The organism is Streptomyces sp. NPDC051133 (genome assembly GCF_040682635.1).
Classification (GTDB): domain Bacteria; phylum Actinomycetota; class Actinomycetes; order Streptomycetales; family Streptomycetaceae; genus Streptomyces.
The window spans coordinates 1-15,663 of sequence record NZ_JBFBBK010000091.1 but is presented as its reverse complement, the minus strand read 5'-3'; the positions used below and the strand labels follow the sequence as shown (position 1 = coordinate 15,663).

Below are 15,663 nucleotides of genomic sequence, written 5' to 3'. Positions count from 1 at the left end.
CGGCTCCGCGGCGACGTGGCCGGCGTCTCCTGTGCTGTCACGGATGCCCATGCTAGCGTCGCCCCGCCCGAAGTAATACGCCTGCATTAAAAAGTGAGAAGCGCGTCTTTGACGCGCTGCGGGAGTCATCCAGTGAAGGCACTGACGTACCACGGCCCCCACGACATCCGTTTCGAGGAGGTGCCCGACCCGGCCGTCACCAGCCCCACCGACGCGGTCGTCAAGGTCACCACGGCCGGTATCTGTGGCAGCGACCTGCACATCTACGGCGGTCACGGGTTCAGCCCGCAGACCGGCTACACACCGGGACACGAGTGCGTCGGCGTGGTGGTCGACACCGGCGACCGGGTCACCCGCTTCAAGCCCGGCGACCGTGTGCTGGTGCCCGCCTCCGTCGGCTGCACTCTCTGCGGAACCTGCGCGAAGGGGCTCACCGCCCGGTGCGAGCGGGCCCAGGCGCCGACGGACCTCTGCTACGGGGTGAGCCCGCACCTTCCGGGCAGTCAGGCCGAGGCCCTGGCCGTGCCGCACGCCGACATGAACCTCGTGCGCCTGCCCGAGGGCATCTCCGACGAGGCCGCCGTCGTCCTGACGGACAACGCGCCCACCGCCTGGTACGGCTGTCGCCGCGCCCGCATCTCGCCCGGCGAGACGGTGCTCGTCATCGGCCTGGGACCCGTCGGCCTCATGGCCGCGCAATCCGCCTTCGCGATGGGTGCCGCCCGGGTGCTGGGCGCCGATCTGGTGGCGGAGCGCCGCGCCTTCGCGGCCACCCTGGGCGTCGAACCGGTCGAGGGCGAGGACGCGCGCGCGGCCGTACGGGAGATGACGGCGGGGCGCGGACCGGACGCCGTGGTGGAGGCCGTGGGCTCGGACGCCACCATCGATCTGGCCCTCAAAGCCGTCCGGCAGGCAGGGCGGGTCAGCGTCGTCGGCGTCAGCCAGAGCAGGGCCTTCCCCTTCCACATGGGCCTTGCCCAGGTCAAGGAGCTGGAGTTCGCCATCGGGCTGTGCTCCATCCACTACGAACTCCCCGCCCTCATCCCCCTCGCCCAGGCCGGCCGGATCACACCGGAGGCAGTGGTCTCCCACCGCTTCCCGCTCTCCCAGGGCCCCGCGGCCTACGAACTGTTCAACAGCCGCGCCGCCGGCGTCCGCAAGATTCTTCTCGATCCCGAAACGTGACCCCAGCCCGCTGACAGGCATTCCAACCAGTCGGTATGGTGCCCCGCCTGAAGCACTCCTCCCCGCTCACCCACGGACGCGAGCCGTGGTGGAAGGCCAGGCGATGACATACCCCGACGAGAACCCGTACCCGCCCCCCGGACCGACGGGGTGGCCACCGCCCCGGACCCAGGCCCCGTCGTACGGGGCCGGCATCCCCCGGCACGACTGGTACGGGCAAGCCGCCCCGGAGGAGCCGTACGCGCACCAGGCCCCTCGGCACCACGCCGATCTGGCCGCCCTCCGCTCGGCCTACCGCGTGCTCCGCCGTGTCTCCACGATCACCGCTCTCGGCTCCTTCGTGGTGTACGTGGTGCTGTCCTGCTGTGCGCCGGGCCTCATGGGATCCAGGATCGCCGGTGAACTGAGCCTGGGAATGGCGCTGGGGGTCCTCCAGCTCGTCGTCACCTTCGCGGCGGTCTCCTGGTACGGGCGCAGCGCACGACGCTCGGTGGATCCGCTGGCCCGCGCCGTCCGCGACCGGGCGGCCCCGGGAGCGGCGAGATGAACGACTTCAGCTCCGGGACACAGACCACCGTCCTCATCCTGTTCACCGCCATCGTCACCCTCACGCTGCTCATGTGCGTGATGGCGGGCCCCGACCGCGACGACCTGGAGAACTTCTACACCGGCTACCTCAAGCTCACCCCGCTCAAGAACGGCCTGGCCATCGCGGGTGACTACATCTCGGCGGCCACGGTGCTGAGCACCACCGGCATCGTCGCGCTCGCCGGGTACGACGGCTACGTCCTCGCCGTCAGCACCGCCCTGTCCCTGGTCCTGCTGATGTTCCTGCTGGCCGAACCGCTGCGGAACGCGGGGAAGTTCACCATGGGCGACGTCCTGGCCCGCACCGCGCCCGGGCCGGCGGTGCGGGTGGCCGCCTGTGTGGTGACGCTCGCCGCGACCCTGCCCTTCCTGGTCGTCCAGCTCTCCGGTGCCGGCTCGCTGCTGACCTTCATCCTCGCCCTCCCGCACGTGTCGGGCGCCAGGACGGTGTGCATCGTCATCGTCGGCAGCCTGATGATCATTTACGCGGCGCTCGGCGGCATGCGGGGCACGGCCCTGATACAGATGATCAAGATCGTGCTCCTGCTCGGCACCAGCGTGCTCGTCGCCGCCCTCGTCCTGCACCGCTTCGACTGGAGCCCGGGTCACCTCCTCGAAGCGGCCCAGCACGGAAGCGGCGCGGGCCCCGCCTTCCTCCGGCAGGGCCTCGAACTGGGCACCTCGACCGGAGAGCGGCTGGACTTCATCGGTCTGCAGATCACCGTGGTCCTCGGCGTGGCCTGCCTGCCCCACATCACGATGCGTCTGTACTCCGCGCAGGACGCGCCGGCCGTGCGTCGCTCCATGTCGTGGGCGGTCGGCACGGTCACCACCTTCTGCCTGCTGGTGATCGTCATGGGTACGGGCGCCGCGGCGCTGGTGGGATCGCGGAACATCACCGCGGCCGACCCGCAGGGCCGTACGTCGGTGCTCATGCTGTCGCAGATGCTCGGCGGGGCACCCGGCTCTGCGGCCACGACGATCCTCTACTCGGCCGTGGCGGGCATGGTCTTCATCACGCTGCTGTCCTCGGTCGCGGGAATGACCCTGGCGGCGGCGTCGTCGCTCGCCCACGACCTGTTCGCGCACGCGGTACGACGGGGACGGGCGCAGCCGCGCACGGAGATGACGGTGGCGGTGTGGACGAGCGTGGCCGTGGGAACCGTCGCCATCGGGCTCTCCCTCCTGGTCCAGGACTGGAACGTCGGAGTGCTGACCACGCTGGCCTTCTGCATCGGGGCGTCGGCGGTGGCACCCGCGCTGACCTACTCCCTGTTCTGGCGGGGATTCACGCGCACCGGCCTGCTCGCCACCCTCTACGGCGGAGCGGCCTGCGCGCTGCTGCTGCTGATCTTCTCCAAGGCCGTTTCGGGCACGCCCGTCGCCGTCTTCCCGCACGCCGACTTCGACCTGTTCCCCATGCAGTCCACCGGACTGGTCTCCGTCCCGTTCGGCTATCTGGCGGGCTGGCTGGGCAGCCGTCTGGACCACCGGCGCCGCGCCGCCGCGGCCGCCGAGCACCGGCGGCTGTACGAGGAGAGCGAGGCCCGGCTGCTGGCCGCGGCCGAATGACCACGTGCACCGGACCCCGCCGGGTCGGCTGCCCGGGCCCGCGCCGCGCCGGCGGGCCCGGGCAGAGCCTGGTGGTGGACGCAGGGCTGAGCGCCGTCCGAGCGCTCCGGGCTCCGAGGACGGGACGAGGGCGCTCCCGGCCCCCGGAGCCCGGGACGTGGACCGGGAGCGCCCTCGTCGTGGCAGGAGGCGGGCGGGTCAGCGGTGACCGGGGAACCGCAGGGCGTTCGCCCAGAGTCGGGTGACCGTGGACACCAGCTCCTCGAAGTCCACCGGCGTGCCTTCGTCCCGACCGGCGCGGAGCACGAAGGCGTGGTGGGCCATGACGCTGACCATGCCCGACAGCGCACGCGAGGCCATCATGGGATCGACCTCACGGTCCGCGACGCCCCGCGCCTGCAGCTCGGCGATGCCGCGGGCGTTGCGACGGATGAACGCGTCCGCGCGCCGGCTGCGGAACTCCCGGAACTCCGGCTCCACCTGGGCGACCTGCTCGAGCAGTGCCATCAGCTTCGCGTTCCGTTCGTAGGCCTCGAGATACGCGCGGTTGCCGGCCTCGAGGACCGCATACGGGTCGTCGGTGCCCTCCACCCGGCCCATGCCGGGATGCATCATGTCCTCCTGCACCTCCAGGAGGACGGCGGCGAGCACCTCTTCCTTGTTGGCGAAGTAGGTGTAGAAGGATCCCGCCGCGCACCGGGCCTCTCGGGTGATGTCGGTCAGGCGGGTGTCGAGGTATCCGTCCCGTTCGAACACCTTCCGCGCGGCCTTCAGCAGGGCGTCCCGTGTCCTCGCTCCGCGCTGCGTGGCCGGCGGCTCGCGAAGAGGGGAGAGAGGCGCCACGGGCGGCGCCTTCTCGCTGTCGGTCTCCTCGGGCGCACGGGTGTCCATTCCGGCACCGTACTTGAATCCGACGTCATGGTCACAAGGCCGGTCAGGCGGTGATGCCGAAGCGGTCGGCGAGCTGGCGGCGGGTGTCGGCGGCACTGGTGTGCAGCACACCCCCGATGCCGAGTCGCGCCGCTCCGTCGAGGTTCTGCCGCAGGTCGTCGATCATGACGGCCTCCTCGGGGTCGATGCCGAGGCGTTCGCATGCGATCGCGTAGATCCGCCGGGACGGCTTGCGGATCCCGACCTCGGCCGAGATGACGACCGTATCGGCGACGGCGGCGAGGTCGACGCCGTCGTACGTCCCGTCGCCGAACGAGTTCGACACGAGCGCGACAGGACGGCCCGCGGCCCGGAGACCGCCGAGCAGCGCGAGCATGTCCCGGTCGATCGACATGCCCGCTTGTATCCGGGCCGTGAGTCCCTCGGCCGGCGCGTCGGCTCCATGGGCGCGGAGCCGCTGGGCGAAGCCTCGCTCGAAGGCTGCGGTGTCGATACGGCCGCACTCGTGGTCGGCCAGCAGGGCACGGGACTGCTCGTCCCGGGCGAGGAGTTCCAGTGGCAGGCGCGGGTCCCCGCCCAGTGAGGCACCGAAGTCGGTGAAGGCCCGCAGCACGCTGGAGGTGATGACACCGCCGAAGTCCACCAGGACCGCGGTCCGAGTGGTCCCCATCAGAGGACCTCGAACAGTCCGGCCGCGCCCATGCCGCCGCCGACACACATCGAGATCACCACGTACCGGACGCCACGGCGCCTGCCCTCGATCAGGGCGTGCCCCACCAGGCGGGCACCGGTCATCCCGTACGGGTGACCGACCGATATCGCGCCGCCGTCGACGTTGAACCGCTCCGGGTCGATGTGCAGTTCGTCGCGGCAGTACAGCGCCTGCGAGGCGAACGCCTCGTTGAGTTCCCACAGGCCGATGTCGTCGACGGTGAGGTCGTGCTGCTTGAGCAGTTTCGGAATGGCGAACACCGGGCCGATGCCCATCTCGTCCGGCCCGCAGCCGGCCACGGCCATGCCCCGGTAGACGCCCAGCGGCTCCAGCCCGCGGCGCTGTGCCTCCTTCGACTCCATCAGCACCGACGCCGAAGCCCCGTCCGACAGTTGGGAGGAGTTGCCCGCCGTCACCGCGGAGCGCGCGCTCACCTGGCCGTCCGGCAGCACCGGCCGCAACCCGGCCAGACCTTCGAGCGTGGTCGACGCGCGGTTGCCCTCGTCACGGGTCAGGGTGACCTCCTCGTCCCGCACCTCCCCGGACTGCTTGTCGAGCACTTTCTTGACGCTCTTCAGCGCGACGATCTCCTGCTCGAACCGGCCGGCCTCCTGCGCCGCGGCGGTGCGCCGCTGCGACAGCAGCGCGAACTCGTCCTGTCGTTCACGGCTCACGCCGTAGCGTTCGGCGACGATCTCCGCCGTCTGCAGCATCGGCAGGTAGATGTCCGGCCGGTGCTCGGCCAGCCACGGATCCGTCGCGCGGTGGCTGTTCATGTGCTCGTTCTGCACCAGGGAGATCGACTCGACCCCGCCGCCGACGGCGATCTGCATGCCGTCCGCGACGATCTGCTTGGCGGCCGTCGCGATGGCCATCAGGCCCGACGAGCACTGCCGGTCGATCGTCATCCCCGACACGCTGTCCGGAAGCCCTGCCCGCAGAGCGGCCTGGCGCGCGACGTTGAAGCCGGAAGATCCCTGCTGCAGGGCGCATCCGAGGACGACGTCCTCGACCTCGCCGCCCTCCAGCCCCGCACGCCGCACCGCGTGCCCCAGGGCGTGCGCGGCGAGTTCCTGCGCCTGGGTGTCGTTGAAGGCGCCGCGGTAGGCCTTGCCGATCGGTGTCCGCGCCGTCGAAACGATGACTGCTTCTCGCATGTCGCCTCACTGCTTCCTGTTGGTCCGGTCCGGCGGTTGTACTTGAATCCGACGTCAGGTTCAAGCGGACGCCTGACGGCGACGACCTTGACAGCCTCTGCCCGCGACTACAGGATACCGACCAGTAGGTATGGGTGAGGGGGGCGGGTCGTGGACGAGCTGAGCATCTCCACCGGGGCGGGCGTGTACGACGCGACAGCGGCGGGTCCGCCCGGCGGCCGCCCCGTGCTGTTGCTGCACGGCTTTCCCCAGACAGGGCTGGTGTGGCGACGGCAGCTCGCGGCGCTGGCCGCCCACGGCTACCGGGCGGTGGCACCGAACCAGCGCGGGTACTCCCCCGGCGCCCGCCCTTCGCGGCCCGAGGACTATCGGATGGGCCTCCTCGTCGACGACGCGGTCGCCATCGCCGAGCGACTGGGCTGGGCTGCGTTCGACCTGGTCGGCCATGACTGGGGAGGCGCGGTGGCCTGGTGGACGGCCGACGCCCATCCCGGCCGGATCCGCACGCTGACCGTCGTCTCGACCCCGCACCCCGGAGCCCTGGCCACCGCCCTGCGCACCGACGAGGACCAGCGCTCCCGCTCCAGGTACATGATCGACTGGCGCGAGACACCGGCGACCGAAGAACGCATGCTCGCCCACGACGCCCGGGAGCTTCGCGCTCTCTACGCCGGGAAGGTCCCGCGGGACAGCGTCGAGGCCTACCTACGGCACCTGCGCCGGCCGGGCGCGCTCACCGCGGCGCTGAACTGGTACCGGGCCGGCCGCCCCGACGGCGCGATCGGCGTCGTCGGCGTGCCCACGCTGTACGTCTGGAGCACCCGGGACAGCGCGTTCGGCCCGGCGGCCGCTCAGGAGACCGGGCGGTGGGTCGACGGGCCGTACCGGTTCGAGACTCTCCAGGGCGTCGGCCACTGGGTCCCCGAGGAGGCGCCCGGAACACTGAACCAGCTGTTGCTCGCCCATCTGCGCGCGCACGGCGAGTCCTGAGCCGCGCCGCTCACCCCCGTTCATCGACTCCCCCAGAGGTGACCCGTGAAGTCAGCGCGCGCGGCCTGGCGCCGCCTGGAGCCCGTGCACGCCATGATCTACTTCGTCCCCGAGGCACGGCGGCGGTACGCCGGCCTCGGACTGAGCGCCCGCGCGGGGTATTTCGCCTCCCGGAGCGCCGCGTTCGGCCGGGCCTCCGCCGAGCTGGTCATCTCGACCTTCTACAACTTCAACCCCGTCTTCGTGCGGCAGGCGGTCGGCGGGGCCTGGGACGCGGCGATGCCCCAGCAGGTCCTGGACGCGCGGTACGCGGCGGCGGACGAGGCCCTGCGGCGGGCGGGAGTCCACGAACTGCCCGCACTGGACGAGGTCCTGGCGCTGGCCCGGCGAGCCGCCGAGGCGGCGCTCGAACACCCGCAGGGGCGCCCGCTGTTCGCGGCACATGCCGCTCTGCCCTGGCCGGAGGAGCCGGTACTCCGGCTGTGGCACGCCCAGACGCTGCTGCGGGAGTTCCGGGGAGACGGGCATGTCGCGTGCCTGGTGAGCGAGGGCGTCGGCGGCCTGGAGGCCCTGATCCTGCACGCCGCGACCGGTCAGATGCCCGTCGACTTCCTCAAGGCGAGCCGCGCGTGGTCCGAGGAGCAGTGGGCCGACGCCGCGGAAGGGCTGCGCAAGCGGGGCCTCCTCGACGGCGACTCCCTCAGCCCGGAAGGCGCGCTCCTGCGCCGGCACATCGAGGACCGCACCGACCGTCTGGCCCTGCCCGCCTACGCCGCCCTGGGGGAGGCCGACTGTGAGCGCCTCGCCGAACTCTCCGGCCCCTTCGGCGGCGCCGTACTCGATGCCGGTCTGCTCAAGCTCGGCTGACGGGGGCGGGCCACGGGACAGGAGCGCGTGACGCCGGCCGGAGACGGGTCCGTTCCCTGTGAGCCTCCTCACCCACCGCTGTCCGCCGCCGCGCGCGAACCGGCTGGCCGGCGCCTCATCTCGCGTGCGGCCACGGCCCGTTGGCCGGATACGTCAATAACCTGGCATTGCAGCCGGTGCGTCACTCGATACAGGCTGTGACCGTGTTGGAGCGACGTGTTGTTGTGGTGGTGTACGCGGGCGCGATGGCCCTGGACGTCACCGGGCCGATCGAAGTGTTCGATACCGCGAACCGGCTGTCGGGCGCCGCGGGCGCCCCCTACCGGGTCGAGTTCGTCTCCGCCGACGGCCCACTGGTGCGCATGAGTTCGGGGATGGTGGTGGAGGCCTCGCCCCTGGAGGCGGGGCAGGGCCCGATCGACACGCTTCTCGTGCCGGGCGGGTGGAGTCTGCACAACGCGCTGCGGGACCCCGCGCTCGTGTCCTGGATCGGCGGGGCGGCGGCCCGCTCGCGCAGGGTCGCCTCGGTGTGCGGCGGTTCCTTCCTGCTCGCGGAGGCGGGCCTGCTCGAGGGCAGACGCGCCACCACGCACTGGGCGTACAGCGAGGCGATGGCGTGCCGGTATCCGGATGTGACCGTGGACGCCGAGCCGATCTTCGTCTGGGACGGCCCGTTCGTGACGTCCGCGGGTGTGTCGACGGGCATCGACATGGCGCTGGCCCTGGTCGAGGACGATCACGGCTCCGCGCTCGCCCTGGAGACGGCACGGTATCTGGTGCTGTTCCTCAAACGGCACGGCGGACAGTCCCAGTACAGCGCCGTCCTCGACGCCCAGTTGGCCGACCACCCGCCGATCCGGGCGGCGCAGGAGTGGATCCTGGACAACCTGGGCAGCCCGCTGCCCGTCGCCGAGATCGCGCGGCAGGCCCACATGAGCCAGCGCAACTTCGCCCGCGTCTTCCGGCGCGAGGTGGGCACGACACCCGGCCAGTACGTCGAGCGGACGCGCATCGCCCGCGCCCGCGAACTGCTGGAGACCACAGGCCTGACGATCGGTCAGATAGCCGGCCGCTGCGGATTCACCACCACCGAGACGTTCTTCCGCTCCTTCGGACGAACTCTGGGGCTCACCCCCAAGGAATACCGGCACCGGTTCCAGGTGATCTCGCCGTCCGGCTTCATCGACCGCCGCCACGAGCGGGAGGGGAGCCCCGCATGACCACCACTCCGGACTTACCCCGGCCGAAGACGCCACGCCTCGTCGACCACCTCGCCCGGGAACTGGCCAGGGCCGGCGTCAGCCACCTGTTCGGCGTCGGCGGAGCGAACATCGAGGACCTGTACGACGCGGTGCACCGCGGCGGCGCCGTCCGCGGTGTCGTCGCCAAACACGAGTTCTCCGCCGTCACGATGGCCGACGGACACGCCCGTACCACCGGGCGCCTCGGCGTCGTCGCCGCCACCTCGGGCGGCGGGGCGATGAACCTCGTACCTGGTCTGGCGGAGGCCTACGCCTCCCGGGTGCCCCTGCTGGCCCTGGTGGGCCAGCCGCCGACCGGCCAGGAAGGGCGCGGGGCGTTCCAGGACACCAGCGGCAAGGCGGGCTCCTTCGACGCACGGGAGGTCTTCGCCCCCGTCTCCCGGTTCTGCGCCCGGGTCGACGACCCGGACTCGCTCGCACGGTTGCTGCCGCGGGCGATCGCGGCGGCGCAGGACGAGCCGCGCGGGCCGGCCGTTCTGCTGCTCCCCAAGGACGTGCAGCAGGCGCGGATCCAGGTGCCCGCCGGTGATCCCGCCCCGGCACCGGGCGGCCCCGCCGCGGCCTCCGGGCCGCGTCCCGACCCGGCCGCCGTCGGCGCCGTGTCGGACGCGCTTCGCGGGGCCGCCGGCCGTGTCCTCGTCATCGCGGGCGAGGAGGTCGCCGCCGCCGACGCGCGGGACGAACTCGCCGGACTGGCCCGGCGCCTGGGGGCCTGGGTGGCGGTCACCCCCGACGCGAAGGACGTCTTCGACAACCGTGATCCGCGCTTCGCGGGCGTGGCCGGGGTGATGGGCCACGCCAACGTCGAGGACTGCCTGCGGCGCGCCGAGCTGTGCCTGCTGGTGGGGACCCGGCTGCCGCTGCTGGCACGCGGTGGTCTCGACCGGGCCCTGGCCGCCACCGACGTCGTGTGCCTCGGCCCGGAACCGCCGTTCGTGGCGGGCACCGCACTGGGCGGGAACCTGCGGGACGCGCTGCGCGCGGTCACCGCCCGACTGCCGTCGCACCCACGCCCCTGCCCGCCGCACGCGGGTCCCCTACCCACGCCCGTGCCGGGCCCGCTCCCCCGGGCTCGCGAGCGAACCGTCTCCTACGCCCAGGCGGTCGCCGCGGTCGAGGCGGCACTCCCCGAGGACGCGCACGTCTTCGTGGACGCCGGCAACGCGGGGGCCGCCGCGATCCACCTCCTCCCGGCACCGCGCCACGGCCGCTTCGTGGTGGCGCTCGGCATGGGCGGCATGGGCTACACCTTCGGTGCCGGCGTCGGCGCCGCGCTCGCCACCGGCCGGCGCACCTACGTCCTCGCCGGCGACGGGTCCTTCTTCATGCACGGGGCGGAAGTGCACACCGCCGTGGAGTACGACGCCCCCGTGACGTTCGTGATCCTCAACAACAACGCCCACGCGATGTGCGCGCTGCGGGAGGAGTTCCTCCAGGGCGGCGTCCGCGGCGACGACCTGTTCGCCCGGACCGACCTCGCCGCCGGGGTGGCCGCCGCCTTCCCGTCCCTGGCGGCCACGGGAGCCGCCGACGCGGCGGACCTGCGCACGGCACTGCTGCGCGGCAACGCGGGCGGCGGCCCGGCGTTCGTCGCGGTGGCCTGCGACCCACGGGAGATCCCCCCGTTCCTCCCCTTCCAGTCCTTCACCGAAGCCGGCACGAGCAAGGAGAGCGCAGATGAGCGAGGAGCCGTCCACGTTGGCTGACATCCCCGGTCTGATCCGGATCGAGAACGCGGGCAAGGAGGAACTGACCGCGCACTGCATGGAGCTCACCCACGCGGTCTACCCGCACCATCAGGTCTACGGGCGGTACTGCACCATCCACGAGTACGTCGACTGCCCTCCGGAGCAGGCCTACGACTATCTGCGCCAGGGGCACCACCTGGAGGAATGGACCTGCAGCCTGCGGGACTTCGCGCCCACCGGCACACCGGGGCTGTGGGTCGGCCACGACCGGCTGGAGGACGACACCAGGATCTACTGCAAGGTGCTGGCGAACCCCGAGGCCATGACCGTGGACTACCACTGTTCCTGGGACCAGGGCGAGAAGCTGTGGATGATCTACCTGATGCGTGTCGTTCCGGCCCGGCTGGTGCTCGACCAGCCGGGTTCGGTGATCACCTGGACCAACTGCCGGCACCCCTACTACGACGACAACCCGCATCCCGGTCTGGCGCCCCGCCCCGACCGGCCCTGGGTGGGCGACTACTGGGACCTCTTCTACGCGGGGCACACCGTGGAGATGCGCAACCTCAAGGCCATCCTGGAACACCGTCACCGGAGCGGCCTGCCGGTCGCTTCGGCTCCGGCGCGGGTGGTGGAGCGGTGACCACGGTCAGCCTCACCGACGTCGCGAGCTATCTGCCCGGCGAACCGGTCCCCGCGGAGTTCTACACGGAGTTCCCCGGCGCCGAGGACAAGCTCCGCGGCCACCCCATGTTCAAGGTGCCGCCGTCACGGCACCATGTGGCCCGCGACGAGACCAACGCGGACATGGTCGAGCGCGCCGTGCAGCCCCTGATCGAACGGCACGGCGTGGCCGAGATCCGGGGTGTCGACGTGCTGTTGGTGCACAGCCAGTTGCCGGACCTGCCGTTCGTGGGCGCGGGGACCGAGGTGGCGCGTCGGCTGGGCCTGAACCCGGAGTGGCTCGTCGACGTGGCCAACGCCGGCTGCGCGTCCTTCGTGTACATGATGAAGCTGGCCCGGCAGATCCTCACCTCCACCGACGCGAAGACCGCGCTGATCTGCAACGCGCAGAGCGCCGCCGGGCAATGGTTCACCCAGTCCGAGGTGCGCAGACTCGCCCAGGCGGCGATCCCGGGCGACGGGTGCGGGGTGGGGTACGTGACGACGTCGGCGCGGTCGCCGGTCCTCGGCCTGGAGACCCGGCACCTCGGCGAGTACGCCGGTGACATGACCGTGGCGGTCGACGACGGCCGCAAGTACTGGGAGCCGGGAGAGTCCCAGCTGCGGATCGGGTTCACCGACGCCAGTGTCGCCAAGGTCCTGGCGCGCGGGAACCGCCTCGTCCCCGAGGTGGTCACGGACCTGTGCCGCCGGCTCGGCGTGGCGAGCACCGACATCGACGTCCTCATCACCAACCAGCCGAACCGCACCTTCCTGCGGAACTGGCGCGAGGCGCTGCAACTGCCCGCCGAACGGCACCCGCACACGTTCGACGAGTACGGGAACCTGTTCGGAGCGGCGATCCCGATCACCTTGGACCGGGCGATCGGCTCCGGGCGGGTGAAGGACGGGGACCTGGTGGTGCTCGGGGGTTTCGCCCACGCCGGCGACTTCGCCGGTGCCGGTGCCGTTCGCTGGCACGGCGGCCGGTCCTGAGCCGTTGATCCACTGAGAGGCAACTGAGAGGTGGCTGTGCCACGCTGGCGCGCCCATCCCCTGAGGAGCCCCTGCATGACTCTGATCAACGGTCTGCCCGCCCATGTGCTGTTCGTCCATGTGGTCGTGGTGCTGATACCTCTCACCGCGCTGGCCCTGGTGACAGCCGCACTGTGGCCGCGCGCCGCCCGGCGGCTCGGTGCGCTGCTGCCTGTGCTCGCCGTCGTGGCCCTGGCCAGTGTGCCGCTGACCACGCACGCCGGCGAATGGCTGGAGCGGCACGTCGACGACGACGCCCTGGTGCGCCGGCACACCGAGCTGGGCGACGGTCTGCTGCCGTGGGCCATGGGTCTGTTCGTGCTGGCGGCGGTCGTCTGGTGGGCGGGGCGGCGCGCTCCGGCGGAGGCCGGGCAGAGCGGCGGGAGCCGCTGGTCCGCCCTGCCGGTGCGGATCGTCGTCGGCGTGCTCTCCGTGGCCGTAGCGGTGGGGGCGGTCGTGGACGTCTACCGGATCGGTGACTCCGGGGCGAAGGCCGCCTGGCACGACGCCTACTCGAAGTCGGCGACGGGGTCACAGCACGGCTCGTGACGGTCGCACGCCGCCGAGGGACCTCGCTTCCCGGCCGCCGCGTCAGCCGGAGACGACCTTCGGCCAGCCCCTGGCCACCGTCACCCTCGCCTTCTCCAGTTGCGCGTCCGTCGGGAACTGCGGCGTTCCCTCGACCGTCGGCAGTCGTGCGGCGGCGACCTTGTCGAGGGTGCCGTCCTGCTTCATGACGTCCATGAGCACCGGGCGGGCGTAGGCGCGCAGCCGAAGGTTCTGGCCCTCCGGGCTGAAGAGGTACTCCTGCCACAGGCGGGCGGCGGCCGGATGCGGGGCGTTCTTGTTGACCGCGAGGGCGAAGTACTGGGCGAAGCTGCCGTCGAAGGGGATCGCGACCTGCCAGTTCACGCCCCTGTCGCGGAGCTGGTCGGCGTAGTGCAGGTTGATGTAGTCCCAGTTGATGCTGACGGGGGTCCGGCCGTCCTCGACCGTCGCCAGGTCCGCCGTGAGCGGGTTGAGGTTCCCGATCTGCTGGAGCCGGGCGAAGAAGTCGAGGCCGGGCCGGACGTCCGCGAACGACCCGCCGTTCGCCAGGGCGGCCGCGTAGACGCTGTCGAAGGCGGTGGCGGACCGGGTGGGGTCGCCCTCCAGTGCGACCTTGCCCCGGTAGACGGGTTTGAGCAGGTCGGTGAAGGTCTTCGGGCAGGGATCGACCCGGCCGGCGTCGCAGCCGATGGAGATGTAGCCCCCGTAGTTGTTGGTCCAGCGTGCCCGGGGGTCCTTCTGATTGCCGGGGACCGAGTCGAAGGGGACGACCTTGTACGGCGCGAGCAGGTTCTGCGCCGCCGCGTTCCGCGCGAACGTGTCGCCCACGTCGATCACGTCGGGGGCGGTCGGCCGGTTGCCCTGTTTCCGCAGGGCGTCGATCTCGTCCTCGCTGTGGCCCAGCGGATTCTCGACCGTGACCTTGATCCCGTACTTCTCCTGGAAGCCGTCGATCAGACCGCCGTAGTCGGCCCAGTCGCGCGGCAGCGCCATCGTTCTGAGCGTGCCCTCCCGTTTCGCCGCGGCGATCAGCGCGCCCATGCCGCCCATGTCCTCGGCGGAGGTGGCCGCCGACGGCTTCGCGAGCCGGGCGGGCGGTGGTTTCCCGCATGCGACCGGTCCCAGTGCCGCGAGAACGAGGCAGCCGAGGACCGCCGCTGCTCGGGCACGGGGTGTGGTCACGACCGCTCCATGCGGGATGAGATGGTCACCGGAGGAGATGTGCTGGGTACAGGGTGCCGTCGAGGTCAGGGTACCCGGCCGCCCCGGCGCCGGTTTCACGGTTCCGTGTCGTCCCACTGGGCGAGCAGAACCTCGTCGGGGCCTTCCGCCTCCGGCACGGCGCCGTGGTGCAGGGAGTGTTCCGCCCAGATGACCTTGCCGTCCGGGGTGTAGCGGGTCCCCCAGCGTTCGGCGAACCGGGCGACCAGCAGGAGTCCGCGACCGCCCTCGTCTGTGACCTCCGCCCGGCGCAGCCGGGGCGATGTGCTGCTGCCGTCCGAGACCTCGAAGATCAGGGCGCCTGCGGCGGGGCCGCCGGCCGGCGCCGTGCGCAGCAGCCGGACGGCAATGGGTTCGCCGCCGTAGCGGATGGCGTTGGTGATCAGTTCGCTGAGGATGAGTTCGGCGGTGAAGGCCACGTGCTCCAGGCCCCACTCCGTCAGCCGGCGGGAGCAGGCGGCGCGGACCGGGGCCACCGCCGCCGGGTCCCGGGGCACGTCCCACTCGGCGATCTGCGCCGGTCCCAGTCGGCATGTGCGGGCGACCAGCAGCGCGATGTCGTCCCTGGGCCGGTCGGACAGCATGGCCTCCATCACCGCCGCGCAAGTGGCCTCCGGTGTCCGTTCGGGCCCGGTCAGCGAAGCGCGCAGGGCCTCGCGGCCGGCGTCGATGTCCCGGGCGCGGTCCTCGATCAGCCCGTCGGTGTAGAGCACCAGCCGGGACCCCTCGGGCACGGTGAGTTCGGCGGTCTCGACGGGCAGGCCGGCGCCGAGCCCCAGGGGCGGGGAGACGGGCAGCGGGGGGAAGTCGACGGTGCCGTCGGGCCGGACCACCGCCGGTCCCGGATGACCCGCGGTGGCGAGCACCAGCTGCCCGGAGGTGGGGTCGTAGACGGCGTACTGGCAGGTCGCGCCGGTGATCATGCCGTGCCCGTCCTCGGTGGCGGCCTCCTCGGCGTCGATCTGGGCCACCAGTTCGTCCAGCCGGTCCAGCAACTCGTCCACGGGCATGTCCAGGACGGCGAAGTTGTGTACGGCGGTGCGCAGCCGGCCCATGGTCGCCGCCGCGTGCAGACCGTGGCCGACGACATCGCCCACGACCAGTGCCACCCGGGTGCCGGACAGCGGGATCACGTCGAACCAGTCCCCGCCCACCCCGGCCTGGGCCGGCAGGTAGCGGTAGGCCACGTCGAGGGCGGACTGTTCGGGCAGCCCGCGCGGCAGCAGGCTGTGCTGCAGGGTGACGGCCATGGTGTGTTCGCGGGTGTATCGGCGGGCGTTGTC

General features: G+C 72.0%; 15 protein-coding genes. 10 read left to right on the top strand and 5 right to left on the bottom strand.

Features of this window, described 5'->3' with window-relative positions; genetic code table 11:
- The first annotated feature begins 132 nt into the window (after positions 1-132).
- The 3 genes from AB0N17_RS43420 to AB0N17_RS43410 all read left to right on the top strand — a co-directional run bounded on the left by AB0N17_RS43420 (position 133) and on the right by AB0N17_RS43410 (position 3,345).
- Entirely contained in the window at positions 133-1,185 is a 1,053-nt protein-coding gene (locus tag AB0N17_RS43420; RefSeq protein WP_366017221.1) for an alcohol dehydrogenase catalytic domain-containing protein, read from the top strand.
- Between the two features lie 103 nt (positions 1,186-1,288).
- Entirely contained in the window at positions 1,289-1,732 is a 444-nt protein-coding gene (locus AB0N17_RS43415) for a DUF485 domain-containing protein (protein ID WP_366017220.1), read from the top strand.
- Entirely contained in the window at positions 1,729-3,345 is a 1,617-nt protein-coding gene (locus tag AB0N17_RS43410; protein WP_366017219.1) for a cation acetate symporter, read from the top strand. The genes AB0N17_RS43415 and AB0N17_RS43410 overlap by 4 nt, the downstream gene beginning before the upstream one ends.
- Positions 3,346-3,543: 198 nt before the next feature.
- Here the strand turns inward: AB0N17_RS43410 and AB0N17_RS43405 are convergent, their stop codons facing one another.
- Genes AB0N17_RS43405 through AB0N17_RS43395 form a run of 3 tightly spaced genes read right to left on the bottom strand, consistent with a single transcriptional unit; the run spans position 3,544 to position 6,105 of the window.
- The gene (locus AB0N17_RS43405; protein ID WP_366017218.1) at positions 3,544-4,236 is read right to left on the bottom strand and encodes a TetR/AcrR family transcriptional regulator; all 693 of its coding nucleotides are present in this window, start codon (positions 4,234-4,236) and stop codon (positions 3,544-3,546) included.
- 43 nt (positions 4,237-4,279) lie between these two features.
- Positions 4,280-4,906 (bottom strand): HAD family phosphatase, encoded by a 627-nt coding sequence (locus AB0N17_RS43400; RefSeq protein WP_366017217.1) that lies wholly within the window; start codon positions 4,904-4,906, stop codon positions 4,280-4,282.
- The gene (locus AB0N17_RS43395) at positions 4,906-6,105 is read right to left on the bottom strand and encodes an acetyl-CoA C-acyltransferase (protein WP_366017216.1); all 1,200 of its coding nucleotides are present in this window, start codon (positions 6,103-6,105) and stop codon (positions 4,906-4,908) included. Before AB0N17_RS43395 ends, AB0N17_RS43400 begins: the two co-directional genes overlap by 1 nt.
- Before the next feature lie 150 nt (positions 6,106-6,255).
- On the opposite strand from AB0N17_RS43395, the gene AB0N17_RS43390 reads away from it, so the two are divergent.
- The 7 genes from AB0N17_RS43390 (at position 6,256) to AB0N17_RS43360 (ending at position 13,159) form a co-directional block, all read left to right on the top strand.
- Positions 6,256-7,095, top strand: coding sequence for an alpha/beta hydrolase (locus tag AB0N17_RS43390; RefSeq protein WP_366017215.1), 840 nt, complete (start codon positions 6,256-6,258; stop codon positions 7,093-7,095).
- A gap of 45 nt (positions 7,096-7,140) precedes the next feature.
- Positions 7,141-7,962: a hypothetical protein gene (locus AB0N17_RS43385; protein ID WP_366017214.1), complete on the top strand. Its 822-nt coding sequence runs from the start codon at positions 7,141-7,143 to the stop codon at positions 7,960-7,962.
- Positions 7,963-8,165: 203 nt separating this feature from the next.
- The gene (locus AB0N17_RS43380; protein WP_366017213.1) at positions 8,166-9,182 is read left to right on the top strand and encodes a GlxA family transcriptional regulator; all 1,017 of its coding nucleotides are present in this window, start codon (positions 8,166-8,168) and stop codon (positions 9,180-9,182) included.
- Entirely contained in the window at positions 9,179-10,930 is a 1,752-nt protein-coding gene (locus AB0N17_RS43375; RefSeq protein ID WP_366017212.1) for a thiamine pyrophosphate-binding protein, read from the top strand. Before AB0N17_RS43380 ends, AB0N17_RS43375 begins: the two co-directional genes overlap by 4 nt.
- The gene (locus AB0N17_RS43370) at positions 10,902-11,555 is read left to right on the top strand and encodes an SRPBCC family protein (RefSeq protein WP_366017211.1); all 654 of its coding nucleotides are present in this window, start codon (positions 10,902-10,904) and stop codon (positions 11,553-11,555) included. The genes AB0N17_RS43375 and AB0N17_RS43370 overlap by 29 nt, the downstream gene beginning before the upstream one ends.
- Positions 11,552-12,571, top strand: a complete 1,020-nt coding sequence (locus tag AB0N17_RS43365) for a ketoacyl-ACP synthase III family protein (RefSeq protein WP_366017210.1) — start codon at positions 11,552-11,554, stop codon at positions 12,569-12,571. The genes AB0N17_RS43370 and AB0N17_RS43365 overlap by 4 nt, the downstream gene beginning before the upstream one ends.
- Before the next feature lie 75 nt (positions 12,572-12,646).
- Positions 12,647-13,159, top strand: a complete 513-nt coding sequence (locus AB0N17_RS43360; protein ID WP_366017209.1) for a DUF2231 domain-containing protein — start codon at positions 12,647-12,649, stop codon at positions 13,157-13,159.
- 42 nt (positions 13,160-13,201) lie between these two features.
- On the opposite strand, the gene AB0N17_RS43355 is transcribed toward AB0N17_RS43360, so the two are convergent.
- Entirely contained in the window at positions 13,202-14,341 is a 1,140-nt protein-coding gene (locus AB0N17_RS43355) for an extracellular solute-binding protein (RefSeq protein ID WP_366017208.1), read from the bottom strand.
- Positions 14,342-14,436: 95 nt separating this feature from the next.
- A partial coding sequence (locus tag AB0N17_RS43350; protein ID WP_366017207.1) for an ATP-binding SpoIIE family protein phosphatase occupies positions 14,437-15,663 on the bottom strand: 1,227 nt, incomplete at its 5' end.